This is a genomic window from Pseudomonas sp. MF6747 (genome assembly GCF_963890955.1).
GTDB lineage: Bacteria > Pseudomonadota > Gammaproteobacteria > Pseudomonadales > Pseudomonadaceae > Aquipseudomonas.
Map to the genome: position 1 here is coordinate 341,819 of NZ_CAWPSZ010000023.1, position 24,867 is coordinate 366,685.

29 protein-coding genes, 1 tRNA gene and 2 pseudogenes are annotated in these 24,867 nt (G+C 60.0%); 15 read left to right on the plus strand and 17 right to left on the minus strand.

The window, feature by feature from the left end; translation table 11 throughout:
• Positions 1-88: 88 nt before the first annotated feature.
• Positions 89-1,024: a LysR family transcriptional regulator gene (locus tag AACW30_RS20505; RefSeq protein ID WP_106577292.1), complete on the plus strand. Its 936-nt coding sequence runs from the start codon at positions 89-91 to the stop codon at positions 1,022-1,024.
• A 3-nt stretch (positions 1,025-1,027) separates the two neighbouring features.
• On the opposite strand, the gene AACW30_RS20510 is transcribed toward AACW30_RS20505, so the two are convergent.
• The 3 genes from AACW30_RS20510 to AACW30_RS20520 all read right to left on the minus strand — a co-directional run bounded on the left by AACW30_RS20510 (position 1,028) and on the right by AACW30_RS20520 (position 3,610).
• Positions 1,028-1,390, minus strand: a complete 363-nt coding sequence (locus AACW30_RS20510; protein ID WP_106577293.1) for a 5-carboxymethyl-2-hydroxymuconate Delta-isomerase — start codon at positions 1,388-1,390, stop codon at positions 1,028-1,030.
• Positions 1,391-1,461: 71 nt separating this feature from the next.
• On the minus strand, positions 1,462-2,649 hold the full coding sequence (locus AACW30_RS20515; protein WP_119739116.1) for a low temperature requirement protein A: 1,188 nt from the start codon (positions 2,647-2,649) through the stop codon (positions 1,462-1,464).
• Between the two features lie 25 nt (positions 2,650-2,674).
• Positions 2,675-3,610: a LysR substrate-binding domain-containing protein gene (locus AACW30_RS20520; protein WP_106576984.1), complete on the minus strand. Its 936-nt coding sequence runs from the start codon at positions 3,608-3,610 to the stop codon at positions 2,675-2,677.
• Between the two features lie 129 nt (positions 3,611-3,739).
• Here AACW30_RS20520 and AACW30_RS20525 point away from each other — a divergent pair, with 129 nt between their 5' ends.
• Together AACW30_RS20525 and AACW30_RS20530 are read left to right on the plus strand one after the other, a co-directional pair.
• Positions 3,740-3,919 carry a hypothetical protein gene (locus tag AACW30_RS20525; RefSeq protein ID WP_106576985.1) on the plus strand — a complete coding sequence of 60 codons (180 nt, stop codon included), beginning with the start codon at positions 3,740-3,742 and terminating at the stop codon, positions 3,917-3,919.
• A gap of 42 nt (positions 3,920-3,961) precedes the next feature.
• Positions 3,962-4,354 (plus strand): VOC family protein, encoded by a 393-nt coding sequence (locus AACW30_RS20530; RefSeq protein ID WP_106576986.1) that lies wholly within the window; start codon positions 3,962-3,964, stop codon positions 4,352-4,354.
• A gap of 125 nt (positions 4,355-4,479) precedes the next feature.
• On the opposite strand, the gene AACW30_RS20535 is transcribed toward AACW30_RS20530, so the two are convergent.
• Positions 4,480-4,626, minus strand: coding sequence for a hypothetical protein (locus AACW30_RS20535; RefSeq protein ID WP_164487912.1), 147 nt, complete (start codon positions 4,624-4,626; stop codon positions 4,480-4,482).
• Between the two features lie 198 nt (positions 4,627-4,824).
• Between AACW30_RS20535 and AACW30_RS20540 the strand changes: the two genes are divergently transcribed.
• Both AACW30_RS20540 and AACW30_RS20545 read left to right on the plus strand, forming a co-directional pair.
• The gene (locus tag AACW30_RS20540; protein WP_106576988.1) at positions 4,825-6,129 is read left to right on the plus strand and encodes an MFS transporter; all 1,305 of its coding nucleotides are present in this window, start codon (positions 4,825-4,827) and stop codon (positions 6,127-6,129) included.
• Positions 6,129-6,887, plus strand: a complete 759-nt coding sequence (locus AACW30_RS20545; protein WP_200623336.1) for a substrate-binding domain-containing protein — start codon at positions 6,129-6,131, stop codon at positions 6,885-6,887. The genes AACW30_RS20540 and AACW30_RS20545 overlap by 1 nt, the downstream gene beginning before the upstream one ends.
• Here the strand turns inward: AACW30_RS20545 and AACW30_RS20550 are convergent.
• Positions 6,879-7,781, minus strand: coding sequence for a LysR family transcriptional regulator (locus tag AACW30_RS20550; protein ID WP_200623337.1), 903 nt, complete (start codon positions 7,779-7,781; stop codon positions 6,879-6,881). The two genes, AACW30_RS20545 and AACW30_RS20550, sit on opposite strands and share 9 nt — an antisense overlap.
• A gap of 102 nt (positions 7,782-7,883) precedes the next feature.
• On the opposite strand from AACW30_RS20550, the gene AACW30_RS20555 reads away from it, so the two are divergent.
• From AACW30_RS20555 to AACW30_RS20590, 8 genes are all read left to right on the plus strand, one after another.
• Positions 7,884-8,099 carry a hypothetical protein gene (locus tag AACW30_RS20555; protein WP_200623268.1) on the plus strand — a complete coding sequence of 72 codons (216 nt, stop codon included), beginning with the start codon at positions 7,884-7,886 and terminating at the stop codon, positions 8,097-8,099.
• Between the two features lie 86 nt (positions 8,100-8,185).
• Positions 8,186-9,037 carry an STAS domain-containing protein gene (locus tag AACW30_RS20560; RefSeq protein ID WP_119739112.1) on the plus strand — a complete coding sequence of 284 codons (852 nt, stop codon included), beginning with the start codon at positions 8,186-8,188 and terminating at the stop codon, positions 9,035-9,037.
• Positions 9,038-9,039: 2 nt separating this feature from the next.
• Positions 9,040-9,402, plus strand: coding sequence for an STAS domain-containing protein (locus tag AACW30_RS20565; RefSeq protein WP_200623269.1), 363 nt, complete (start codon positions 9,040-9,042; stop codon positions 9,400-9,402).
• Positions 9,399-9,803 carry an ATP-binding protein gene (locus AACW30_RS20570; protein WP_106576991.1) on the plus strand — a complete coding sequence of 135 codons (405 nt, stop codon included), beginning with the start codon at positions 9,399-9,401 and terminating at the stop codon, positions 9,801-9,803. Before AACW30_RS20565 ends, AACW30_RS20570 begins: the two co-directional genes overlap by 4 nt.
• Positions 9,794-10,801: an ATP-binding protein gene (locus AACW30_RS20575; RefSeq protein ID WP_200623270.1), complete on the plus strand. Its 1,008-nt coding sequence runs from the start codon at positions 9,794-9,796 to the stop codon at positions 10,799-10,801. The genes AACW30_RS20570 and AACW30_RS20575 overlap by 10 nt, the downstream gene beginning before the upstream one ends.
• The gene (locus AACW30_RS20580; protein ID WP_200623271.1) at positions 10,794-11,657 is read left to right on the plus strand and encodes a sensor histidine kinase; all 864 of its coding nucleotides are present in this window, start codon (positions 10,794-10,796) and stop codon (positions 11,655-11,657) included. Before AACW30_RS20575 ends, AACW30_RS20580 begins: the two co-directional genes overlap by 8 nt.
• Positions 11,647-13,581 (plus strand): response regulator, encoded by a 1,935-nt coding sequence (locus AACW30_RS20585; RefSeq protein ID WP_200623274.1) that lies wholly within the window; start codon positions 11,647-11,649, stop codon positions 13,579-13,581. Before AACW30_RS20580 ends, AACW30_RS20585 begins: the two co-directional genes overlap by 11 nt.
• 98 nt (positions 13,582-13,679) lie before the next feature.
• Positions 13,680-14,573, plus strand: coding sequence for a hypothetical protein (locus tag AACW30_RS20590; RefSeq protein WP_200623277.1), 894 nt, complete (start codon positions 13,680-13,682; stop codon positions 14,571-14,573).
• A gap of 28 nt (positions 14,574-14,601) precedes the next feature.
• On the opposite strand, the gene AACW30_RS20595 is transcribed toward AACW30_RS20590, so the two are convergent.
• The 3 genes and pseudogenes from AACW30_RS20595 to AACW30_RS20605 form a co-directional block, all read right to left on the minus strand.
• The gene (locus AACW30_RS20595; protein ID WP_256586935.1) at positions 14,602-14,733 is read right to left on the minus strand and encodes a hypothetical protein; all 132 of its coding nucleotides are present in this window, start codon (positions 14,731-14,733) and stop codon (positions 14,602-14,604) included.
• A 74-nt stretch (positions 14,734-14,807) separates the two neighbouring features.
• Positions 14,808-15,830: a histone deacetylase family protein gene (locus AACW30_RS20600; RefSeq protein WP_200623280.1), complete on the minus strand. Its 1,023-nt coding sequence runs from the start codon at positions 15,828-15,830 to the stop codon at positions 14,808-14,810.
• A gap of 66 nt (positions 15,831-15,896) precedes the next feature.
• Positions 15,897-16,751 (minus strand): annotated as a pseudogene (locus AACW30_RS20605) (hydantoinase/carbamoylase family amidase); the annotation flags it as partial.
• A 23-nt stretch (positions 16,752-16,774) separates the two neighbouring features.
• On the opposite strand from AACW30_RS20605, the pseudogene AACW30_RS20610 reads away from it, so the two are divergent.
• A pseudogene (locus AACW30_RS20610) lies at positions 16,775-16,969 on the plus strand (methyl-accepting chemotaxis protein); the annotation flags it as partial.
• A 93-nt stretch (positions 16,970-17,062) separates the two neighbouring features.
• Here the strand turns inward: AACW30_RS20610 and AACW30_RS20615 are convergent.
• Positions 17,063-17,317, minus strand: a complete 255-nt coding sequence (locus AACW30_RS20615) for a hypothetical protein (protein ID WP_179606794.1) — start codon at positions 17,315-17,317, stop codon at positions 17,063-17,065.
• 274 nt (positions 17,318-17,591) lie between these two features.
• Here AACW30_RS20615 and AACW30_RS20620 point away from each other — a divergent pair, with 274 nt between their 5' ends.
• A complete protein-coding gene (locus AACW30_RS20620) occupies positions 17,592-18,818 on the plus strand; it encodes an MFS transporter (protein ID WP_200623282.1) in 1,227 nt (408 codons plus the stop codon).
• 106 nt (positions 18,819-18,924) lie between these two features.
• On the opposite strand, the gene AACW30_RS20625 is transcribed toward AACW30_RS20620, so the two are convergent.
• The 8 genes from AACW30_RS20625 to dapA all read right to left on the minus strand — a co-directional run bounded on the left by AACW30_RS20625 (position 18,925) and on the right by dapA (position 24,733).
• The gene (locus AACW30_RS20625) at positions 18,925-19,251 is read right to left on the minus strand and encodes a hypothetical protein (RefSeq protein WP_200623285.1); all 327 of its coding nucleotides are present in this window, start codon (positions 19,249-19,251) and stop codon (positions 18,925-18,927) included.
• The gene (locus AACW30_RS20630) at positions 19,241-19,972 is read right to left on the minus strand and encodes a DUF4225 domain-containing protein (protein WP_325167522.1); all 732 of its coding nucleotides are present in this window, start codon (positions 19,970-19,972) and stop codon (positions 19,241-19,243) included. The genes AACW30_RS20625 and AACW30_RS20630 overlap by 11 nt, the downstream gene beginning before the upstream one ends.
• Positions 19,969-20,454, minus strand: coding sequence for an Hcp family type VI secretion system effector (locus AACW30_RS20635; RefSeq protein WP_124416683.1), 486 nt, complete (start codon positions 20,452-20,454; stop codon positions 19,969-19,971). Before AACW30_RS20635 ends, AACW30_RS20630 begins: the two co-directional genes overlap by 4 nt.
• A gap of 590 nt (positions 20,455-21,044) precedes the next feature.
• A tRNA-Ser gene (locus tag AACW30_RS20640) sits at positions 21,045-21,134 on the minus strand.
• Positions 21,135-21,217: 83 nt separating this feature from the next.
• A complete protein-coding gene (purC, locus tag AACW30_RS20645) occupies positions 21,218-21,931 on the minus strand; it encodes a phosphoribosylaminoimidazolesuccinocarboxamide synthase (protein WP_016971341.1) in 714 nt (237 codons plus the stop codon).
• A gap of 27 nt (positions 21,932-21,958) precedes the next feature.
• Positions 21,959-22,717 (minus strand): MBL fold metallo-hydrolase, encoded by a 759-nt coding sequence (locus tag AACW30_RS20650; RefSeq protein WP_106577010.1) that lies wholly within the window; start codon positions 22,715-22,717, stop codon positions 21,959-21,961.
• A gap of 4 nt (positions 22,718-22,721) precedes the next feature.
• On the minus strand, positions 22,722-23,837 hold the full coding sequence (gene bamC / locus AACW30_RS20655; RefSeq protein WP_106577011.1) for an outer membrane protein assembly factor BamC: 1,116 nt from the start codon (positions 23,835-23,837) through the stop codon (positions 22,722-22,724).
• A gap of 17 nt (positions 23,838-23,854) precedes the next feature.
• Positions 23,855-24,733, minus strand: coding sequence for a 4-hydroxy-tetrahydrodipicolinate synthase (gene dapA / locus AACW30_RS20660; RefSeq protein ID WP_106577012.1), 879 nt, complete (start codon positions 24,731-24,733; stop codon positions 23,855-23,857).
• Between the last annotated feature and the right edge of the window lie 134 nt (positions 24,734-24,867).

Here is a 24,867-nt window from a genome sequence, read left to right on the forward strand (position 1 = left end):
ACAGAGCTTTCTAATGGCACGACCGTTCCGTTAAGCTTTTGCCCTTGTCGCGCGCTGCCTCAGTGCCAAGGCTTACCGGATGGAACGGATGCTAAACAGTAATTTGCTCAGAAAGCTCGATATGCAGGACTTGATGGTGTTCATCGCCGTCTACGACCAGAGCAGCGTTACCGAGGTGTCTGAAACGCTGTTCGTCAGCCAGTCCACTGTGAGTTACAGCCTGAAGAAACTGCGCACCAGTTTTGAGGATGAGCTGTTTATCAACACGCGGGCAGGCATGCGGCCTACGTACAAAGCCACGACCATGTACGGGCATGTGCAGAAGATCCTCGAGAGCATCAACCTGTGCCACGCCGGTGGCCAGACCTTCGACCCGACGCAGAAGGCCGTAACGTTCAACGTGTGCGCGCCGGAGTACTTTGAGCAACTGATCCTGCCGCGCCTGTTGAAGAACTTCGACCGCGCCGACCTGCCAGTGATCGTCAATGTGCAAAAGCTGGAAACCGAGATTCCCGCCGAGGACTTGCGCGAAGGTCGCCTCGACCTGGTGATTTGTTTCGGCCCGAACTTTCACCGCGCCCACAAAGACTTCAAGGTCCAGATGCTGCTGGAAGATGACTTGGTGTGTGTGTTCGATAAACGCGCGACCCCACGCGAGCCGGCGTTCAGCCTGCAATCTTTCGTCGAGCGGCGGCACGTGTTTCCCACGCCCTGGACCTCCCACACCAACATGATCGACGGCTGGCTGGCACGCCAGGCCCACACGCGCCAAGTGGTCGCCAGGGCCAACAGTTACAGCGCCGCGTTGAAGATGATCACCGGCACCGACTTCATCGTCACCCTTCCGCGCCGTGTGCAAAAGCTCTTGGCGCCCGCCAGCGTGTTTGGCCATTGCGAGGCGCCCAACGGGCTGCCGGGCTTCACCCTGGACATGCAGTGGAACGAAACCAGCGGCCAGGACAGTGCCAATACCTGGTTTCGTGAGCAAGTGGTGAAGGTGTGCGCCGATCAGGGGTTGTTGTAGCCCTCAGCCAATCGCCACTTTGCTGTAGGAATCGCGGTCCATGTCGACCAGCAGGACGCTGAGTTGAACCTGAATATTCGCCGGCCATTCGCCCTGGTCCTGCAACGCCGCCAACAGGCTTTCCGACAACTGCTTCTTGACCTGCGGCGAGCGCCCGCTGAGCAGTGACAGCTTCAGCGCAATAAACCCTCGTGGGTTGAGTGAGGTGCCGACCTGGAACGTCTCAACCTTGACGGCGCGGCTTTTGATATCGAACTCGGAACCGAACTGCCCGGACGCCATCAGCACATTGTTGAGCCGCAACAGGGTTTTCTCGACGGCCAGGCCGGTCAGATTGGCGGTGTATTCCAGGTGCAGGTGCGGCATGAAAAGCTCCGAATAGTTGTAGGAAAAAGAGCGATACATATAGCACGCAGCCGAACCGAATCAGAACGCCTTCAGTGTGAAACTTCGTTCAGGCTGCGCAGCGCACGGTTTTCCCAAACGGCCACGATCACCAACACCGCCGTGGTCAGCGCGCCCAGCACCAAGGCCGAAAACACCTGCTGCAACCCAAGCGGCAACACCACCAGCAACATCAGCAACCCGCCGAGGTGCGACAGCGGTGGCAATGACCGGTCACTCATTACCCACTTGAACAAGGCGCTGCCCACTAGAAACAACCATGGGCCGGCGATGATCGCGACCACGCCGGCCTGGCTGGCATGGCCCGGATGCACCAGCACCAGTTCGTCGGCCACCGCGCTGACAATGATGCCGGCGACAATCAACACGTGCAGGTAGGTATAGGCAATCCGCGCCTGGCGGCCCGGGTCGGCAGAGCTGGCAATCCGGTGATGGGCGCGCTCGGCGCCGCTGTCGAAATAGATCCACCACAGCGCAATGCTGCCCACCACCGCCACCAGAAATGCGCCCAGGCCTTCTACGCTCCAGGGCAATTCGGCAAAGGTGGCGCCGGTCACCAGCAATGATTCGCCAAGGGCAATGATCACAAACAGGCCGCAGCGCTCGGCCATGTGGTTGCCTTCGACGTTCCAGTCCGCCAGGGTCGAACGCCCCAGGCCCGGTACCCAGAAATACACCGACGGCGATATCAGTTCGATCAACAGCGCCAGCGCCCAGAAAGCCAAGCGCTGTTGACCTTCGAGCAGGCTGCCGGTGATCCAGAACACGCCGGAACACAGCATCCACGCCAGGATTCGCTGAAAATTGCGAATCATGTTCAGCGACTCGCCACGCACTGCCCACAACGCAAACAGCGTGCGTCCTACCTGCATGAATACGTAGGCGCCGGCAAACAGTACACCTCGGTCGGTAAAAGCCTTGGGGATCGAGGAAGACAGCAGCAGACCGGCCACCATCAAGCCGAACAGGCCGAGGCGAATCGGGATTTTTTCTGGATCGAGCCAGTTGGTGATCCACGACGTGAAGATCCACACCCACCACACCGCAACCATCATCAGCGCCACCTGCACCGCCCCGTCCAGGGTCAGATGCGCCAACAACGAATGGGACAATTGGGTCACGGCGAACACGAACACCAAGTCGAAAAACAGCTCGACCATGCCGACTTTGCCACTGTCATGACTGCCGCGCCCACGCAGCAAGGAACGGGATGGAATCATCGGTGGCACTCCCTGAAGGGCTATCTCAAGATTTTGTCGCCAGCACCGGCAGCATGTCGCGCTCGCTCATGAACGCTTCCAGCCGCGAGCGCATCCAGCGTTCCGCCGGGTCGGTGTCGACGTGGCTGAGCCAGACCATGGACAAGTCCAGGGTCGGGGTTTCGAACGGAAACGGTTCGCAGAACAGGTTGCCGCCAGCGGCCATGGCCTGGGCGGTGTAGTCCGGCAAGCTGGCGATCATGTCAGTGCCGGCGAGCAGCGCCGGCAGCGCACTGTATTGCGGCACCGACAGCACCACATGGCGCTTGCGGCCAATTTCGGCCAGCCATTCATCGGCAAACCCGGACACGTTGGCGGTGTGGGACACCAGCACATGAGGGCGTGCGCAATATTCGTCGAGGGTCAGCGGTTTATCCGAGGCGTCGGCGCGCAGCAGGCAGGGGCGGATATGCCGCAGCAGTTTACGTTTGGCATTCGCCGGCAGGCCGCGGGTCTGGGTGATGCCGACGGTGATATCGCCGGACGCCAGCAGGTCAGGGATGCGCCAGTAATCCACATGCTGCACCACAAACACCACCAACGGCGCTTCCTGGCGCAACGCCCGCAGCAAGGGCGGCAGCAGGCCGAACTCGACGTCATCGGACAAACCGATGCGAAAGGTCATGGTGCTCTGGGTGGGATCGAAATCGTGGGTCAGACTCAGGGCCGACGACAATGAATCCAGGGCCGGTGACAGGTGCTGAATGATCTCCTCGGCGCGCGCGGTGGGTTCCATACGGTGGCCGACGCGAATAAACAGCGGGTCATTGAACAATGTGCGCAAACGGTTGAGGGCCGAACTGATGGTCGGTTGACCGAGAAACAGCTTCTCCGCCACTCGCGTAACATTGCGCTCGAGCATCAGTGCTTCGAAGACCACCATCAGGTTGATGTCGGCCTTGCGTAATTCATTGCGATTCATCGGCACCTGCCCCTTTCCCCAAGACAAGCCGCAGTTTAGAAAGCCCGCGGGGCTGCGTCTATGTGAACACTGTTCATCGGACGGCTTTGGGATTATAAATCAGCGCTTGAAGGCCACAGGAACACCATCGTGCTGTTCATTATTGCCTTGGCCATTGTGGTGGCCGGGTTCTGTCTCTGGGTAGTCAAGGGGATCGCCAACCCCACGGTGAGAACGCTGACGCGGGTGTTTGTCGGTCTGTGCCTGGCAACCGTGATCGCGTTTGTGGTGTTGGCGTGGGGGGTTCCCGTCTCCGTGCTGCTGTCATGAGGCATTTCATTCATCCACTCTTTCAGCAAGGACCGCCTGATCGTGAAATTTGCCTACACCATCATCTATGTACCCGACGTTGCCGCCTCTCTGATGTTTTTCGAGAAAGCCTTCGGCTTCAGTCGCCGTTTCCTGCATGAATCCGGCACCTACGGCGAGCTTGAAACCGGCGACACCACGCTCTCGTTTGCGGCGCATGAGTTGGGCGAATTGAATTTCGACGGGGGTCATGTCCAGGCGCATGCCTCTAAAAGGCCGCTGGGGATGGAGGTCGGGTTCATGACCGAAGACGTGTTCGTCGCCCATGCCAAAGCGCTGGCCCACGGCGCGACGGAGCTGGCGCCACCCGCCACCAAGCCTTGGGGCCAGGTGGTGTCGTATGTGCGCTGCCCGGATGGCACGCTGGTGGAATTGTGCACGCCGATCGTAGGCTGAACGTGGCGCCGATGTAGGAGCGGGCTTGCTCGCGAAGGCGGTGAATCAGTGAGCCTGCTGGTTACTGACGCATTCCCTTCGCGAGCAAGCCTGCTCCCACTTTTAGACTGCGTTCGCTCATTCAATCAGGGCTTGAGCGGCCGCTCCTGATCTCGCTCGGAAAGCTCCGTACCATCGTCCGGATGCTTCCAGGTCTGCGGCTTTTCCTCTTCAGGCTGCCGCCGAGGTTGCTCATGCGCGTGCTCATCCCGGTGCTCGTGTTTGTCAGCCATTGCCACCTCCCATCCGTAAGAATTGGTCACAGCTTCAAGCATAGAACAGTGGCGAGATTTTGGACGCCAGCAGCGATTGATAGCCATGACGCATCAATGCATCCAAATTACTCACTTATCATTTCTAAATGTGTCAGCCACTATCCGCGGTCTTAAGCGAAACAAGCACTTTAAAAAGAACGCTGGAGACACAAAACCATGACTAGCCCTTCCCGGCCCGACTCTGCTCGCTCGAAAGTTGGTGCGGTATTCCGTGTTACTTCGGGCAACTTCCTCGAACAGTTCGACTTCTTTCTGTTCGGCTTTTACGCCACCTACATCGCCGCCGCGTTCTTCCCCGCCGCTAATGAGTTTGCGTCATTAATGATGACCTTCGCCGTGTTCGGCGCGGGCTTCCTGATGCGACCGTTGGGCGCGATCATTCTGGGCGCCTATATCGATGACGTCGGTCGCCGCAAAGGGTTGATCGTGACCCTGTCGATCATGGCCAGCGGTACGCTGTTGATCGTGTTGGTGCCGGGTTACCAAACCATCGGCCTGTGGGCGCCGTTGCTGGTGCTGTTGGGTCGCTTGCTGCAAGGCTTCTCTGCCGGTGCGGAGCTGGGCGGCGTGTCGGTTTACCTTTCCGAAATGGCCACCCCGGGCCGCAAGGGTTTCTACACCAGCTGGCAGTCGGGCAGCCAACAGATCTCCATCGTGGTCGCCGCCGCATTGGGTTACGGCCTGAACGTGTGGATGCAACCGGCCGTCGTTGCCGATTGGGGCTGGCGTATTCCGTTTGCCATCGGCTGCGTGATTATCCCGTTCATCTTTTTGCTGCGTCGTAACCTGCAGGAAACCGAAGAGTTCGCCAACCGCAAGCATCGCCCGACCATGCGCGAAGTGCTGGCGACCCTGGTGAAGAACTGGACCGTGGTGATCGGCGGCATGCTGATGGTGGCCATGACCACCACCGCGTTCTACCTGATTACCGTGTACGCCCCGACCTTCGGCAAGACCGTGCTGCAACTGAGCACCTCCGACGCCCTGCTGGTGACCTTGCTGGTGGCCGTGTCGAACTTTGTCTGGCTGCCGATCGGCGGCACCCTGAGTGACCGTTTCGGCCGCAAGCCGGTGCTGGTGGCGATGACCGTGCTGACCGTGATCACCGCCTACCCGGCACTGTCGTTTGTGGTCAACGCACCAAGCTTCGGCCACATGCTGGAAACCCTGCTGTGGTTCTCGTTCCTGTACGGCATGTACAACGGCGCGATGATCCCGGCGCTGACCGAAATCATGCCGGTGGAAGTGCGCGTGGCGGGCTTCTCGCTGGCCTATAGCCTGGCGACAGCGATCTTTGGCGGTTTCACGCCGGCGATCTCCACCTGGTTCATTCACATCACCGAAGACAAGGCCTCGCCGGCCTACTGGATGATGTTTGCCGCGTTGTGCGCGCTGTGCTCGACCCTCGCGTTGTACCGCCGCGCCAATACCCGCGGGCAGGTGATGCAGGGGGCCGCATGATCAAGCCGCTGCGCAAAACCCTGACCGCCCTGGCCTTCGGCGCTTTGGCGCTGACGGCCCAGGCCGAAGAACTCAAGGTGATGACCTCCGGTGGCTTCACCGCCGCCTATAAACTGCTGGGCCCGCAGTACGCCCAGCAAAGCGGCGACACCCTCGACACCATTCTCGGCCCGTCCATGGGCAAGGCGCCGGAAGCGATTCCCAACCGCCTGGCCCGTGGCGAGCACGCCGACGTGGTCATTATGGTGGGCTATGCCCTGGATGACTTGATCAAGCAGGGCAAGGTCGACAAGGCGTCGCGGGTGGAGCTGGCCGATTCGCGCATCGGCCTGGTGGTCAGGCAAGGCGCCGCGAAGCCGGCGATTGGCACCGATGCCGAGTTGAAAGCGGTGCTGAGCCAGGCCAAGTCCGTGGCGTATTCGGACAGCGCCAGCGGTGTGTATGTCGAGAAGGAGCTGTTCAAAAAGCTCGGCATGCCCGCCAAGGGCAAGATGATCGAGCGCATCCCGGTGGCTTCGGTGGTCGCCAAGGGTGAATACGAGGTGGGCCTGCAGCAGGTGGCGGAATTGCTGCCGGTGCCGGGCGTGACTTACGTCGGCAAGATCCCGGAAGACGTGCAATCGGTGACGCGCTTTGCGGCGGGCATTCCGGTCAACGCCCAACATCCGGCGCAGGCCAAGGCACTGTTGCAGTACCTGGCCTCGCCCGAGGCGCAACCGCTGGTGCAATCCACCGGGTTGGACTCGGTATCACACTGACCGAAACGGCATCTCCCGCACCAACCGTTCCAATTCCAGCGCCGCCGGCGGCAACGTCCGCCCGCGGCGCTTGATCAAGCCCACATTGCGCATCACCTGCGGCTCTACCAGCGGCACGCTTACCAGAATCGGGTGCGTGCCCGCCGGCATCGCAATCGACGGCACCATCGCCACGCCCAGCCCCGCCTCCACCAAGCCGATCATCGTGGTCACGTGGTGGGTCTCGCAAATACTCGGTTTTTTCACCCGCACCCCACGCAGCGCCTGGTCCAGCAGGAAGCGGTTGCCCGAGGTTTTGTCCACGGTAATGTAATCGTGCTCGTAGGCCTCGGCCCAGGTCACGCTCTCGCGCTCGGCCAACGGATGATCACGCCGACAGGCGAGGACGTAGCGCTCCTGCAATAACAGTTCAAATTGCACTTCGTCGGCCAGGCTGCCACTGAAACTCACGCCAAAATCCGCCTCGCCACTTTCTACCGCGTTGCACACCTCGCCGGCGCTGGCGTCCAGTACGCGCAGGCGAATCTTGGGGTACAGCTTGTGGAATTCGGAGATCACGTGGGGCATGAAGTAGTAAGCGGTGGACGGCACGCAGGCAATGGTCACGTTGCCCATGCGCGTGGACGCCACGTTACTGATGCCCATCAAGGCGACATCGAGGTCGTCGAGCATGCGCTCCACTTGCGGCAAGAATGCCCGACCGACCATGGTCAGGCTGACCCGCCGCGTGGTGCGTTCGAACAACTTCACCTCGAGGGCGGACTCGAGCTTTTCGATGCGCCGGCTCAGCGCCGGCTGCGAGATGCGGATGGCTTCGGCGGCGCCGCGAAAACTGCCCTTGTCTACCACGGCGCGAAAAGCCTGGAGGTCGTTGAGGTCGAAGTTGATGATCACGGGATGGGCCAGGGTGGTCGATTTGGGGGGCATTATCGTATGGGCAGTGGTGGCGCGCCATGTGTGCCTGCACGGGTTTGGATTGATAACCCGGCGACAACGATGAAGCCGGCGCTATCAGCGCGTCAGGTGCGCCCGCACCGCGATGACCTGCTACCTTCGCTGCGTACCCTGCCATCTTCGCGCTTCATCGCATTTACGGTGGATAAATCCAGTGAAGCGGGTGTCGATACAGGCAGTCTTCGAGCGAGGGCAGCGTTGACGCCGCTGATCGGCTTGAGTAGCAGAGACGAAAATGAGCAATACGGCCGGATTTGAACACGAAAAATCCACGAAACAATTCAAAAAAACCCAACTTAGTATAAATTGCACCGCAACAACTAAAGCCGTTCAAGGAGACTCTCGTGGCAACTCTTCAAGCTCATACAATCCAGGCGCTGCAAACCCAACGCCCTGCCCTGCTGACCGAATGGATTACGAGCCTCGAGGCTTCGGGAGCCACACGAAACGTCAAGGGTGATGACGTCAAACAGCAAGCGGGCGACTTCCTTAATTTGCTGATCGACGCGCTTCTGCAGGGCGGCTCACAGCAGGTAAGCCATGAAAACTGGGCCGAAACCCGGGTCTTCCTGGAAAAGCTGTCGCACAGCCGTGCCTTGATCGGCCAAGATTCGCAGCAGACTGCCAGCTTCATTTTCGCCCTTAAAGGCCCAGTGTTCAGCCTGCTGCAACGTGAGTACGCCGAACAACCGGCGCAACTGGCCGAGCAACTGTGGGAAGTGTCCGAACTGCTCGATTCGCTGGGCATGCACACCATCCGCACCTTCCAGAAGTCCCGTGAGTCGGTCATCAAACGCCAGCAGGAAGAATTGCTGGAGTTGTCCACCCCCGTAGTGAAGCTGTGGGACGGCGTGCTGGCCCTGCCGATGATTGGCACCCTGGACTCGCAACGCACCCAGGTGGTCATGGAGTCCCTGCTGCAACGCATCGTCGACACCGGCTCGGAAATCGCCATTATCGACATCACCGGCGTGCCGACTGTCGACACTCTGGTGGCCCAGCACTTGCTGAAAACCGTCACCGCCATCCGCCTGATGGGTGCCGATTGCATCATCAGCGGCGTACGCCCACAAATTGCCCAGACCATCGTGCACCTGGGCCTTGACCTGCAAGGCGTGGTGACCAAAGCCAACTTGGCGGATGCCCTGGCGCTGGCCCTCAAACGCCTGGGCGTCACCATCAGCAAGGCTGTCTAAGCATGGAACGCATCCCTATTTTGCAGATGGGCGATTTTTTGCTCGTGACCATTCAGGTCGACATGCACGACCAGTTGGCCATGACGCTGCAGGACGACCTGTCCGAGCGCATCAGCCGCACGTCGGCGCGCGGCGTGTTGATCGACATTTCGGCGCTGGACATGGTCGACTCGTTCATCGGGCGCATGATCGGCACCATTTCCGGCCTGTCGCGCATCATGGACGCGCAGACCGTGCTGGTGGGCATGCAACCGGCGGTGGCCATTACCCTGGTGGAACTGGGCATGACCCTGCCCGGCGTGGCGACCGCACTGAACGTCGAGCGCGGCATGAAACTGCTGCGTGACCGGGTAGAACACTTATGAGCCAAGCCAGCAGCGGCACGCATCCCGTGCTGATCGAACAGGACGTTGTGCTGGCCAGACAATTAGTACGCAGGCTGGCACAGGACTGCGGCATGCGCCTGATCGACCTGACCAAGCTGGTCACGGCCGTCAGTGAGCTGGCACGCAACACCGTGGTCTACGGCGGCGGCGGGTACATGGATTGGAGCGTCGTCGAAAGAGACCATCGCCCCGGCCTGCGCCTGACCTTTCGCGATGAAGGCCCCGGCATTCCCGACCTCAAGCTGGCCCTGACCGACGGCTGGACCTCCGGCAGCGGCCTGGGCCTGGGCCTGACCGGCGCCAGGCGCCTGGTGGACGAGTTTGAACTGGAAACCGCACCCGGCGAGGGCACACGCGTGACGATCACCCGATGGACCTGAATATTCCCAGCGCCTTGACCCAAGTGCTTTTGATCGAAGATGTCAGCCAAATCGGCTATGCCCGGCGCAGCGCCCAGCAGCTTGCCGAGCTGCTGGGGCTTGATGAAACCGACGCCGGGCGCGTGGCCCTGGTGGCGACCGAACTTGCCAGCAACATCCTCAAGCATGCCGCCCATGGCGAGCTGCACCTGCGCGCTACGGGCAATCAGGGCGTAGAAATGATTGCCGTCGACCGTGGTCAGGGCTTCGACCTGGAAAGCTGCCTGGTGGATGGGTTCTCCACGGGCGGCACGCAAGGCATCGGCATGGGCGCCATATCGCGTGTGGCCCAGGTCTTTGATGTGTATGCCGATCATCGGGGCACGGCGATGTTGGCGCGGCTCTACCCACGCACGTCGAACACGTGGGATATCCGCTATGGCGTCAGCCAGCATTCCTTGCACGACGATCCGGCCTGTGGCGACGCCTGGCACCTGGCAATCGAAGCGGGCCGGTTCAGCGTGATGGTTGCCGACGGCCTGGGCCATGGCAGCGAAGCCGAACGGGCAGCGCGCGCGGGCGAAGAGGTGTTTGCCCAAGACCCCTTCCAGGACTCGGCCACGTTGCTCAACGACATGCATATCGGCATGAACGGCACCCGGGGCGGCGCAGTGGCCGTGGCGCAATACGACGCCGTGGCTGACCGGCTGCGTTTCACCGGCGTGGGCAACATCGGCGCCAGCCTGATTGCCTTCGGCAAGTCGCGCGGGCTGGCGTCCCACCCGGGCATCGTCGGCGTGCAGTTTCGCAAGGCGCAACCCTTCGACTACGCTCAGGTCAGCGGCCAACTGCTGATCCTTTACAGCGACGGGCTGCAGTCACGCTGGAACCTTGCGGACTATCCCGGGCTTTGCCACCGCCACCCGGCCCTGATCGCCGCCATCCTTCACCGTGACTTCTGTCGCGGCCGGGATGACGTTACCGTCTTCGTGATTGCCCTGGAGGCCATTGATGGCTGACACCATTGCTTCGCTCACTGAGCAAGTGCAGCGCCTGCACCAGGAAGCCGACGCCTTGCGTGCCGAGTTGGATGAGACCAACCAGGGCGTGCTGGCACTGTATGCCGAACTGGATATGCAGGCCGATCAGTTGCGTCAGGCATCAGACCTGAAAAGCCGCTTCCTGTCGTACATGAGTCATGAATTCCGCACGCCCCTGGGCTCGATCCTGAGCATCACCAGCTTGCTTGCCGATGAACTCGACGGCCCCTTGAGCCCCGAGCAGCAGACCCAGGTAGGCCTCATCCGCAGCTCGGCGCGCGAGCTGCGCGAGATGGTTGACGACCTGCTGGACCTGGCCAAGATCGAGGCCGGGCGCATCACCATCTCGCCTGCCTGGTTTGACATGTTCGACCTGTTCTCGGCATTGCGCGGGATGTTCCGCCCGATTGTCGACGCCTCGTCGGTGGACCTCATCTTTGAAGAGCCCGCAGGCTTGCCCAAGCTCTACACCGATGACAAGAAGCTAGCGCAGATCCTGCGCAACTTTATCTCCAATGCCCTGAAGTTCACCTTGCAAGGTGAGGTGCGCGTGTCGGCCCGCATGGAAAGCGCGCACGAGATCCGCTTTGCGGTACAGGACACTGGCCTGGGCATTCCTGCCGAGCTGCACAACAACCTGTTCGAAGACTTTTCCCAGATCGACTCACCGCTGCAAAAACGCCTGCGCGGCACCGGCCTGGGGCTCTCGCTGTGCAAGCGCTTTGCCGAGTTGCTCGGTGGCAGTGTCGGGGTGCAAAGCGCCCCAGGCGTCGGGTCGATGTTCTTTGTGATCATTCCTCTGTCTATTGCGGGCGGGCCTGCTGATGAATCGTGACATCCAGCTGCTGATCGTCGACGACAACGCCGCCACCCGCTATGCCCTGCGCCGACGCCTGGAAAGCCATCACTACCACGTGCTCGAAGCCGGCACCGGCCAAGAGGGCCTGGACCTGATCGCGAGCAAACAGATCGACGGGCTCATCCTCGACGTCAATCTGCCGGACATGAGTGGCTTCGACATCGTGCGCGCGCTGCGCGCCGACCCGGTGACCGCTCTGCTACCGGTGGTGCACGTCTCGGCTGCGTCCATCGAGACGGGCGACATCATCACCGGCCTGGACGCCGGCGCCGATGCCTACCTGATCCACCCGGTGGACCCGGACGTGCTGCTGGCAACCCTGCGCACGTTGCTGCGCGTGCGTGATACCGAATACGCCTTGCGCGAGAGCGAGGCGCGCTTTCGCGAAATATTCTTCAACATCAGCGCGCCGATCGCCGTCATGGACCCGCAGTTGAAGGTGCATGAATGCAACCACGCGTTCACCCAACTGATCCAGGACAACCTGAACCCTGACGCCTTGCTCGAATGCTTCGCCAGCGATCAGCAGGCCGTCATTCAGGAGCTGTGCCTGCGTCTCGCCGCGGGCGAGCGCTGGAAAGGCACGTTGCAAATGCAAGTCGATGGCCAAGTGCGCGAAACCGAGTGGCAAATCTCGCCTTATCGCCGGGCCGAACTGAGCCTGGTGTTTGTCGAAGACGTCACCGAGCATCGCCATCGCGAGCGCCATCAGCTGGCCGAGCTGACCAATGCCACCACGCAGTTGGCGCGCACCGAGGCGCAGTTGCTGCAGGCACAGAAGATGGACGCGCTGGGCAAACTCACCGGCGGCATCGCCCACGACTTCAACAACCTGCTGACCGGGATCATCACCAGCCTTGAGCTGATCAAAAAACGCCTCGACACTCAGCATACCGAGAAGGTCAAGGCTTATGCCGACGCCGCATTGAGCTCGGCCCTGAGCGCCGCCGGCCTGACCAACCGCCTGCTCGCGTTTGCCCGCCAGCAGCCTCTGGACACGCGCCCGGTGGATATCAACGCGCACATCCGCTCACTGGAAGAGCTGCTGGTGCGCACGATCGGTGAACACATCGCGCTCAAACTCGAGCTGACGACCCACCCGGCCGTGGCGCTGGTCGATCCGATCCAACTGGAAAGCGCGGTGCTGAACCTGGTCATCAATGCCCGCGATGCGCTGCCCAAGGGCGGCAATATCTGGGTGACCACCTACCCTGCTTACTCCAACGGCAACCTGAAACTGGAAAACGGCGCCTACATCGCGCTCTCCGTGCGCGATAACGGCGTGGGCATCGAACACAGTGTGATCGACAAAGTGTTCGACCCTTTCTTCACCACCAAACCGCTGGGCCAGGGCACCGGGCTGGGGCTGTCGACCATCTACGGCTTTGCACGCCAGTCCGGCGGCGATGCACAGATCCGCAGCGTCACCCGCCAGGGCACCGAGGTCACCATCATGCTGCCCGCTGCCTCGGGCCCGGCGAGCGCAACCACCAAGCCCGTTGCGGCGCCCGGGCTCAGCAGCGGCGAACACGTGCTGATCGTCGAAGACATGCCCTCGGTGCGCAGCTTCGTCGCCGAGGTGCTGGTCGACGCCGGTTACCGCTGCAGCCTGGCGGCCGACGGTGATGAAGCGATCGCCACCCTGAACCAGGACACCAGCATCGACCTGTTGCTTACCGATGTCGGCCTGCCTTACATGACCGGTCGGGAATTAGCCGATGTCGCCCGTGGCCTGCGTCCTACGCTGCCGATTCTGTTCATGACCGGTTATGCGGAAAACGCAGCGAATCGCCAAAGCTTCCTGGGGGAAGGCATGGACCTGATCTCCAAACCGTTCCATATCGACGAGTTGCTGGAGAAGATCCGACGCGGGCTCGATGGCCTGCCAGGCACCGAGTAAGGGGGACACGCAGGCCGCCCCGGCTAAATTGCAGGATGCCGTGCGGTGACAGGCTTGGTACGGTGACCGGCCTTGCAAGCTGCTACCGGCACCGAACAATGACTCAATCCAACAAGAACTATCGGCCCCTGCGCCTCGCATCGTGGGCGCTCGGCCTGCTGTGCACCGCCACCCTGGGCTTTTTTGCCTGGCAAAGTTTTTACCCGGTGCGCGCCGCCGATTCGTGGAGTTACCAGGTTTTGCACACCGATGTGGCCAAGGCCGCGTCGTTGATGCCCATGGCTGACGGCTCGTTGATGGTCACCCAGGAACTCAAGGACGGGCTGGGCAGCATCGTGCACATCCGGCTGGATGGAACGCGCGATGTAGTACTGGGTAACCTGTCCAAACCCGACGGAATGTTGGCCACGCGAGGCGGCTGGGTGTTCAGTCAGGAAACCGGCAACGCCCCCGTCAGCTTTCTCAAGGACGGCGCGGTCACCGAATTGTTCAAAGGCGAAAACGTGCAAGGCTTGTGGGATGACGGCGACTACCTCTATGCCATCGAAGACCGCAGCCATGCAGGGCGCCTGCTGCGCTATCGCTGGAGCGACCAGAGCGTAAGCGTAATACGCGAGGGCCTGGACCAGGCGGAGTCGATTATCCGCTGCACGGATGGCCGCATGCTCTACACCAAAAAGAAAGAAGGCATGGTGCGCGAACTGACCGCCGACGGCAGTGACCCGGTGGTACTGGCCAAACTTAACCAACCGACCTTTTTGATGTGCGATGAGCGGGGCCTGTGGGTCAATGAAGATTCCACCCACCGCGCACGCTTGTTGCTGATCGACAAACAGGGGCGCCAGCAGACGATTCTGTCGTTTTTGAAGGCGCCACAATCGATTGTGCGAACCGCAGACGGCACTTACCTGGTGGCCGAAGGTGGACGCAATCGGGTACTCAAACTGGTGAACAACGCGCTGGCGGCGGCCGGCGACGGCCACAAGCCCTGACGCCGCCCCGAGACAGACCGAACAGCGGCTACTGGCAAGTGCCGCCTTTGTGGTGCGAGCCTGTGCCGCCCACCGGATGCGTGCCCTTGGGGCACGCCGCCGCGAACATCGGGGTGACCATCAAGACCACCAGTAACCCAACCAACGAAAGCTTTTTCATACGACCCTCCGTGACGATCACGATGCGTGATGGCACAAAGATATCACGCATCCACGGAAGTTATCGCCTGCGCATTACACCCACGCCTTGGCGCCGCTGAAAAACGCCTGCGCATTGCTGTCCAGTGTTTCCAAGTGATAGCCACCCTCCTGCACAATCACGCAGGGTAAGCCCAACTGCCGGACGCATTCGCCCAAGCGCGCAAACCCTTCACGCGTCACCGCCACTTTGCTTTGTGGGTCGAGTTCATAGATGTCGAACCCCAAGGACAACACCAGCACATCCGCCGAGAACGCCTTCACCGCCGCCAAGGCCAGCGCCAGCTTTTCGAAGAACACCGCTTCGCTGGCGCCATGGGCCATGGGCAGGTTGAGGTTAAAGCCTGCACCGCCAGCCACGCCGCGCTCGTCGGCAAAGCCTGCGACGCCCGGGTAGAAGTTGGTCGGGTCGCCGTGGATCGACACATACAGCACGTCGTCACGGTCGTAGAAAATCTCCTGGATGCCTTGGCCGTGGTGCATGTCGGTGTCCAGCACGGCCACGCGCGCAAAGCCTTCGCGCAGAACCTGAGCGGCCACCGCCGCATTGTTGATGTAGCAGAAACCACCCGCCGCATCGTAACGAGCATGGTGGCCCGGCGGGCGACACAGCGCATAGGCCGCCGGCGCGCCGTCAAGGATATGCTTGGCAGCGGCGACGGCACTTTGCGCCGACCAGTACGCCGAACGCCACGTCAACTCGCCGACCGGGCAACTGCCATCCGCCAGGTAACGCGCAGCTTGGGCGAGGATGCCGCGCAGGGCGTTGGGTTCGCGCACGAAGATATTCGACATGACTTCGTCGCCCCAGTCTTCGGGGATCTCCTTCCAGCGCGAATGCGCTTCCTGCAAAAACGTCAGGTAAAGCGCGCCGTGCACGCCCAGCAATGGTCCAAGGCCGTAGTCAGCAGGCGGCTGGATATCGAAGCCCAAGGTCTGTGCGGCCAACAGCAAGTTGCGCGCGCGCTCGGGGACCTCCTGGGGCGTGCGCATCTGACCGCGGAAGTAGTAGCTGCGCGGGTGGTGCAACAGTTGTTCGGGGTGGAAAAACGTACGCATGAGATGCTCCTGTATAAACACCCAACCTGCAGGCGCTGGCGTGCCGGCGCCTGCAGTCGAATCTGGTCAGACGTTAGCGTTGAGTCGTTGATCAGCTTGGCCTGCGCGCTGCAACACGGCGTTAAGCAGCACATCGGTGCCTTGGCGCACATCCTCGGGCAGCACGTCTTCAGCTTCGTTATGGCTGAGTCCACCGACACACGGGATAAAAATCATCGCCGTCGGGCAGTACCGTGCCAGGTGAATGGCATCGTGGCCGGCGCCGCTGACGATGCGTTGCTGGCTGTAGCCCAAGGCATCCACCGACGACTGCACGCACGCCACACAATCGGCATCGAACGGCGTTGCCGGGCTGATCCAGTGCGCACTGATGCTGACCGTCAGGCCGCGCTTCTCGGCGATGGCGTGCAGGCGCGCGCGCACCTGTTGCTCCATGGCTGCAATGTCGGCGTCGCGGTGATGACGCAGGTCGACAGTGAAGGTCAACAAGCCGGGAATGGTGTTGCGCGACGACTTGCTGATGCTTAACTCGCCGACCGTGGTCAGGCCTTCGGGGGCGAAATCGGCGGCGAGGTTTTCCAGCGCCTGAATCATTTTTGCCGCGCCATACAGCGCGTCCTTGCGCAGGGGCATCGGCGTGGTGCCGGCATGCGCGGCCACGCCTTGGACCCGCACGTCGAGCCAGCGGATCGCCTGGCCACCGGTCACCACGCCAATGCTCTTGGCGTTGTCCTCCAGGATCGGGCCCTGCTCGATATGGGCTTCAAAATACGCGTCCACCGCGCCACCCAGGGGCCGTTCGCCGTTGTAGCCGGTGCTGCGCAAAGCCTCGGCCACGCTGATGCCGGCGCCATCGGTGGTGGCCAGCGCCTGGTCGAGTGCCAGGCTGCCGGTGAACGCGGCCGAGCCGAGCATGGCCGGGCCATGCAATCACCCGCATCACCGAAGGCAGCCTGATCATCGCCAGCGCTTCCGAAGAGCAGGCGCAGGTGGCCCGGGAGGTGGATCGCAACCTGACGAATATCCGTGATCTGTCGGCCCAGACGGCCGCCGGGGCCAATCAGACCGCCGCCGCCAGTCAGGAGCTTTCGCGCCTGGCGGTTGACCTGAACACAATGATTGCGAAGTTCGTGGTTTAAGCCCGCCGCAAGCTGCTGGAACAAAACATCGGAAACGAAAAAGCCCCGTAGCGTGTTCAGCTACAGGGCTTGTGCCTTGGCGGCGTTGTTAACTCAGCGTCCGCGTTCTCTATTGGCCTGGGAGAGGACCGAGGCAGCGAGGGATTTGGTCTGGTCGCTGTATTTATCGCTCTGAAGCGCCTTCGCTGCTTTCTCCTCCATCCCGGCGCTCGTCTGCTTGTCCGTACCGCTCTGGGCCAACGCCGAAGCGGCAAGGCTTTTGGCAAGGGCCGAAGCGTTTGGATTATTGAGGGTTTCCGCCGCCAAGGTGGCCATCTTGCCGGAGGTTTTCTTGGTGTTTTTGCTCATGATGCAACTCCTTTGCTGTGTGGGGTTTCCTACCTGAAAATCGCTGGACCACGATAGTGAGTTGCAGAACAGGTCGCAACGCGCTGCCTGTAGGCAACGTTTGGGAAACCGGTACGAAAGGCGCAAGCGTGATGTAAGGCGTCTAATCGATTGCACTGATGGTTATTATCGAAACGCTCGCCTGTGTGATTGCCCAACCCGCTTCCTATAATCGCCCCCACTCTCCCTTCCCCTCGCCTGCTTCAGGCGACATGTCCCTATGGAACCCAATACCATGCCAAGCGCCAGCCCGGCTCCCAGCGGCCTTCCCGAACATAATCAACAGAGCGTCAAACAGCAGTGGCTGGCGATTCTCTCGGTCGCCGTGGGCGCCTTCGCCTTGGTGACCAGTGAGTTTCTGCCGGTGGGCGTACTCAACGACGTTGCCAGCGACCTCGGCATCAGCGCCGGCCACGCCGGCCTGATGGTGACCTTGCCCGGCATCATGGCCGCCCTGGCCGCGCCGTTGCTGTCTGTCAGCATTGGCGCCATGGACCGTCGTTACCTGCTGATCGGCCTGACGCTGATCATGATCATCGCCAACTCGGTGGTGGCCTACGCCAGCGATTTCAGCGTGCTGTTGTTCGGCCGCGTACTGCTGGGCATCAGCATCGGCGGCTTCTGGGCGACAGCGATCGCCCTCAGCGGGCGCTTGGCACCCAAGGGTGTGGGCGTAGCGAAGGCCACGTCGATCATCATGATGGGAGTGACGCTGGCCACCGTGCTTGGCGTGCCTGTTGGCACCTGGCTCAGTGGCCTGATGGGCTGGCGCATGACCTTTCTGGTGACCGCGCTGGTGGGCGTGCCGGTGCTGCTGGCGCAAGTCCTCCTGCTGCCACGCCTTACCCCGGAAAAAGCCATTCAGGTCCGCGACCTGCCGGCCTTGTTCATCAACCCACAAGCACGGGTCGGGTTGATCGCCGTCTTGCTGATCGGGCTGGCGCACTTTGCGGCCTACACCTATGTCGCGCCCTTCTTCAAAAACAGCTCCGGCTTCGACGGCCCAACGATTGGCTCACTGCTGCTGCTTTACGGTGTGGCCGGCGTGATGGGCAATGTCTTTGCCGGTTTCGCCGCCAACCGCAGCGTCCGTTACACCTTGCTGCTGGTCGCGCTGATGATCGGCACCAGCACCGCGCTGTTCCCCTACTTCGCCACCGGCATGACCGGCGCCGCGATGTTGATCGGGCTGTGGGGCTTCGCCTTCGGCGCCTTCCCGGCCTGCGCCAGTATCTGGATGTTTGTAGTGGCGCCCAAGGATGTCGAACGCGGCATGCCACTGTTTGTTGCCTTGTTCCAAGTGATCATTGCCTTGGGTTCGTACTTTGGCGGACGGATCGTCGATCAGATGGGCAGCGCGATGTTGTTGAGTTTGGCGACGGCGTTGGTCGGCTGTGGGTTTGTGACGGTATTGGTGCTGGGGCGCAATGTGAGCAACAGCTTGGTGGCGCAGCCCGGCTGACCAGGGAGGAATGACTGGAAGGCCTGCTGGGCGTTGAGCTCAGCAGGCTTTTTTAGTTTTAGATGTTAGACAGGATCTGCCGTGTTTATCCGCCGGGAAATCATGCTCAAATAGATCCACCAGCGTTTGGCTTGTGCATTGTTTTGCTAGGAATACATATCGCTTGAAGGATAGCACTGATGAATGCAATCCATCGAATCCAATAATTACTCACAAGAAACTCCAGAGGGGACGAAAAAAATAAAATAGATCCGTGACGAGCTACGTTATATTGCACCGCCCCCCAAAGTAGAACGCCAGCAAGGCACAGCCAAAACCATTTCTCTTTAAAGCCTTCACCAGAAAGACGCCTGCTAACTGAATAACTACACAAGAAAACCAAAACAGAAACTATAAAATAAAATAAAGTTAAAAAAATATTATCACTGCTCATTATTCTTTATATCTCTAGTCAAATTGTCCATCGTCACTCCGTCAGCAAACGCGTCAAAAACCAAGGTAAATTTGCTAGCCTCGACATATCCAAGTTGATAGTCACTACGAACATAACGAAACAGACGCCAAGAATCAGGCTTTAAAACCAACCTGGTCGCACCATACACTGACATCAATAAATCGCCGCCTCCATACGCCATATTCCCTTCAAACTCACCACCGCCCATTGCTTTAGCAACTTGGTGGTAAACCTTGCGCACCGGCCCTTGAGTGTCCGAGCGGCGCTCCCACAAATTGCGTCCGCCCTCATAGACATTATTGGCTCCGTGCGCCATCAACGGCACTCCAGGGACCACACATAGCGCACCGATAGACCCGTAACAAATCCCTGCTCCGGCCGCGAATTGCAGTGCACCTGCAATCATCCCAATACCCTGTCGAGAAATCTCCATTGACTGGTCAAGCAGGCTTTTTTGCTCGTTCTCCAAGTCCCTAAGACCCTGCTCTGGGGACTTTTTACCCTGCTCCACATCGTGGACAATACTTCTCGCGAAAAACGCTACCTCACGGTTGAACTGCAGTCGCAGAACTCCATCTTTGATATGCCGTGCGCTCACGGTACACGCCTGGTTAGCCAGAATGCTCCCAGCACGACTGACCTGCCAAAAATCGCAGCTATCGAACCTGTCGCCATCCACTCTGTCCGTCAAGGGTTTCACTCATCGCCTCCCCAAGCGCTATAGCCTGTTGTGCCAGCAAGGTGGTGAGCCCACGTGATGCTTCGATAACGAATCGCTAGATGTTCCTGTGGTTCGGCATCGTTTTGTAAAATGACATGCGGCATATCCAGCGTCAGGTCTGTGATAACACCGCCTTCAATGGAGATTGAGTAAAACTTTTGCTGCTGTCCAAAGGAAGATATTCGATAAAAGTTAATCGTACATTCAATTTCCTCTCTACTTGAAAGCGCTTGAGCGAGTAAGGGTGACGATTTATCAACATTTTTTGTGAGCACAATTGGGCGATGCGTCGGCTTGTTCACGTTGCCAATATTCGCCATGTTATGGCTGTATGAGAGCACCATGATTTCATCTAAATGGCCCGACTGACACTTATTACCTATCGATTCCTGACTTGAACAACCCGCTGAAATCAATCCTTGAACCTTACCGGTGATCGACATATAACCAGTGTTCGCCATGGGTAACCTTCTCGTACTCAATCAATCGGCTGAGTAGACTATTACAGCGATCAAGGATGCACGTGTAGGACGCGTCCGGTTCTCAGGAAAATCTGAGACTTCTGATTTCAGCGCACTGTCGTCGTCATAAATGGCGTTGAGCGCATCGGTAGGTCGAAAGTAAGCCTTTTCACGATGTAACAACACGTTATGAAGAACTTACTAATCTCTGCTTTCAAACAGGACTGGGTGGCAGTTGTCCTCGGGTGTTCTGATGACCGAGGAAGATCAAGCCATTGAAGGAATGGCAAAAACTTGGCGATACCGTTCGTCAGTCGCTCACGGAGGAATGGGTATAAGTACTGAAGATCTCCGGATTGACGCTAACCGCCTGCATGAGATGCCTGATGGCTACAGCTCAAGCGACGTAGCAGCCAGCCTATTTTTCAGGTGACTGATCAGAAAATCACCGTCGCTGGGGCGGCCTTTGATAAACCAGATCGTGATTAGGTTTATCGGAAAGCAACTGAGCGATTGAGCCTGCCGCCGATTTATAAGCCAACGCAAAAAAGCCCCGTAGCTTATTCAGCTACGGGGCTTTTTCTATGTAATGGCGGAGAGATAGGGATTCGAACCCTAGGTACCGGTGAAGGTACAACGGATTTCGAATCCGTCCCATTCGGCCACTCTGGCATCTCTCCAACGGCGCGCATCATAACAGTGTGTTTCGCGGAAGCAAACCCCAAATGCGATTTTTTTCCGTGCTATCAGATGCTTGCGTCGATTAAAGCGGTACGCCGAGACGATTGGCGACTTCTTCGTAGGCTTCGATAACGTCACCGAGGCCCTGGCGGAAGCGGTCTTTGTCCATCTTCTTCTTGGTGTCTTTGTCCCACAGGCGACAGCCGTCCGGGCTGAATTCATCGCCCAGGACGATGGAGCCGTCGTGGAATACGCCGAATTCCAGCTTGAAGTCGACCAGCAGCAGGCCAGCGTCGTCGAACAGCTTGCTCAGCACCTCGTTGACCTTGAGGGACAACTCCTTCATGCGTGCCAGTTGCTCAGCGGTGCCCCAACCGAACGCCACGACGTGGGATTCGTTGATGAACGGGTCGCCCTTGGCGTCGTCCTTCAGGAACAGCTCAAACGTGTAAGGGTTGAGCTTGAGGCCCTCTTCCACGCCCAGACGCTTGACCAGGCTGCCGGCGGCGTAGTTACGCACAACGCATTCAACCGGGATCATGTCGAGCTTCTTGACCAGGCACTCGTTGTCGCCCAGCAGTTTGTCGAATTGGGTCGGGATGCCCGCCGCTTCGAGTTTCTGCATGATGAAGGCGTTGAACTTGTTGTTCACCATGCCTTTGCGGTCGAGCTGTTCGATGCGCTTGCCGTCGAACGCCGAGGTGTCGTTGCGAAACAGCAGGATCAGGCGGTTGGCGTCGTCGGTCTTGTACACCGACTTGGCTTTGCCGCGGTAGAGTTCTTCACGTTTTTCCATGATGGGCTCCGCTTGCTAAATGGTGGGCTAGGCGATGTGTCGCCAGTCGAGCCCTGAATCTTGATCGGCCAGTTGCAGCCAGTCCGGGTCGCACCCGAGGGTGTCGACAAAACATTGCCGGGCCAGCTGCGGCAGGTTGTTCTTGCTGCTCAGGTGGGCCAGGACCAAGTGCTGAAGGTCTTGCCAGCCCAACTCATACACCAGGTACGCCGCCTGGTGGTTATTCAAATGTCCCAGCTCGCCGCCCACCCGTTGCTTGAGGAAGTACGGATAATGACCGCGCGCCAGCAAGTCTCGACAGTGGTTGGACTCAATCATCAATGCGTCGAGGTTGCGGTATCCATCCAGCACCTTGGAACAGTAGGAACCCAGGTCGGTGAGCACGCCAAAACGTCGCTCTCCGTCGCTGAATACATACTGCGTGGGCTCCTGGGCGTCATGCGCAACGGCAATCACATCGATGCTCAACGCACCAATCTGCAGCTGCTCGCCGCCAGCCAGGAAACCTGCAGGTTCTATGGGTTTGCGCATCCCGCGCTGTGTGCCGCGACTCAGGTACACCGGAAGATTGTAGCGCCGAGACAGCAAACCCACGCCATGCACGTGGTCGGCATGTTCGTGGGTCACTAGAATCGCGCTCAGCTGCGTGGGGTGAACCCCCAGGCGCAGCAGGCGCCGCTCGGTTTCTTTTAACGAGAAACCACAATCCACCAACACGTACGTGTCGTCGTGGGCGACCAGCGTGCCGTTCCCTTGGCTACCGCTGCCGAGAACGGCAAAACGCATTGGATCAGCCCAGGTTGTCCTGAATCACGCCCAACACTTTGCGCGCTGTTTCAGCCGGCGCAACGGTGTTGATGTTTTTCTCGACGGTGACTTGCACGCTTTCGCCCACTTTGCTCAAACGAATCTGATAGCGCTCGGCGCGGGTTTCGACCTCTTCCTTGGTCGGCTTGCTGCCGAACAGTTTGCCGAAGAAACCTGGCTCGTCGTCTTTCTTCTCGGCTTTTTCAGCCACGTTGATGTAGTACAGACCCAGGCTGCGGTTGATGTCTTCAACGCGCCATGGGCCTTTCTCCAACGCGCGGCCAACACTGGCCCAGGCACGGTCGAGGTCTTCACCCAGGTTCAGTACCACGTTACCGCTGCCGTCCTCGGTGAGGCTGACGCGGTTCGGCGTGTCGTAATCACGCGCAGCGAGAAGCGACACCGAACCGCCCTTCTCGGAGATACGGCTCATGCTGGCCAGCATCTCGTCGACCAGCGCGGCGTCCACGCCCATGTTGACCGAACGCGGGGTGAAATCGACAGCGGCGGTGCTGCCGGCGGGACGCTCGGCGCTGACCACGTAGACTTCACTGGTATTGCGCTGCACGCCCGGCTCGATGCGCACACGCACACGGGCTTCGCTGTCAGCGGCTACACCGCCGGCCTGCAGGCGCTGGGCCATGTTGGCGGACAGTTCGCTGCTGCGCTGCCAGGCAGTGGTGAATTCACCGGTCTGCGGGCGTTGCTGGTCAATGCGAAAACCGTTGTCCTGGAAAAACTGCACCGCCACTGGCCAAACTTCGGCAGGTGGGCGCTGGGCGATAATCCAGCGGTTGTCGCCGCTCTTCTGCAGGCTGTAGTCGCTGGCATCAGCCACGGCCGAGATCGGCTGTGGACGTGGCACCACGTATTCACCCTTGGTGGTGTCGTCGGCAACGTTGCGCGGAATAGGCAGCAACGGGTCAAGGCGCTTGGCGACATTGACGTCCGGCGGCAGTTGCATCGGTTTGGTTGCTTGTGCTTCCAGGTAATCGCTGCCGCGGTCACGGAAGTAACCATCCGGGCCCCAAATCCAACCGCAGCCACTGGTGCTGGAGATAATCAAGGCAAGTGCGGAAAGTCCGGCCAATCGCTTCATGCGTAGTGCTTCCTCAATTAAACCAGGACGCCGGACTGGCGCAGGGCCTGTCGCAGCGGTTCGTGACAGGCTTCGCTGAGCCGGGTGAGCGGCAGACGGATACCGTCCGGCATCAAGCCCATCTCAAACAGCGCCCATTTCACGGGAATAGGGTTGGATTCAATAAACAGTGTCTTGTTGAGCGGCATCAGCTTCTCGTGGATCGCGCGAGCGGTCACGGCATCACCGGCGATGGCGGCGGCGCACAGTTCGCTCATGGCGCGCGGGGCGACGTTGGCGGTCACCGAGATGTTGCCCTTGCCACCCAGCAGGATCAGCTCGACAGCCGTGGCGTCGTCACCGGAATACACCAGGAAGTCGCTGCTCACGCCGGCCAGAATGTCCTTGGCGCGCTGCAGGTCACCGGTGGCTTCTTTGATACCAATGATGTTCGGCACGGTGGACAGGCGAATCACGGTCTCGGCCTTCATGTCGCAGGCAGTGCGGCCGGGTACGTTGTAGAGGATCTGCGGGATATCAACGGCTTCGGCAATGGTGCGAAAGTGCTGGTACAGGCCTTCCTGGGTCGGCTTGTTGTAGTACGGGGTCACCAGCAGGCAGGCATCGGCGCCGGCTTTCTTGGCGTTTTTGGTCAGCTCGATCGCTTCACGCGTCGAGTTGGCGCCCGTGCCGGCGATCACGGCGATACGGCCCGCAACGCGCTTGACCACGAATTCGATCACCTGGATGTGTTCTTCCACATCCAGTGTGGCCGACTCACCTGTGGTGCCGACCGCCACAATGGCGTTGGTGCCCTCTTGCAGGTGGAAGTCCACCAGTTTGCCCAGGCTATCCCAGTCGAGATGACCTTGTGCATCCATGGGTGTGACCAGTGCCACCATACTGCCCGCAATCATGCAACCGCTCCTGCCGGAAAAAGAGAGCCGTAATGGTACTGGCGCCAAGATGCTTGTACAAGCGAAGTACCGCCTGAGGATGCGTTCTGGGGCAACTAAACGATGGGCAATGCCATCATTGGGTCAAAGCGTGC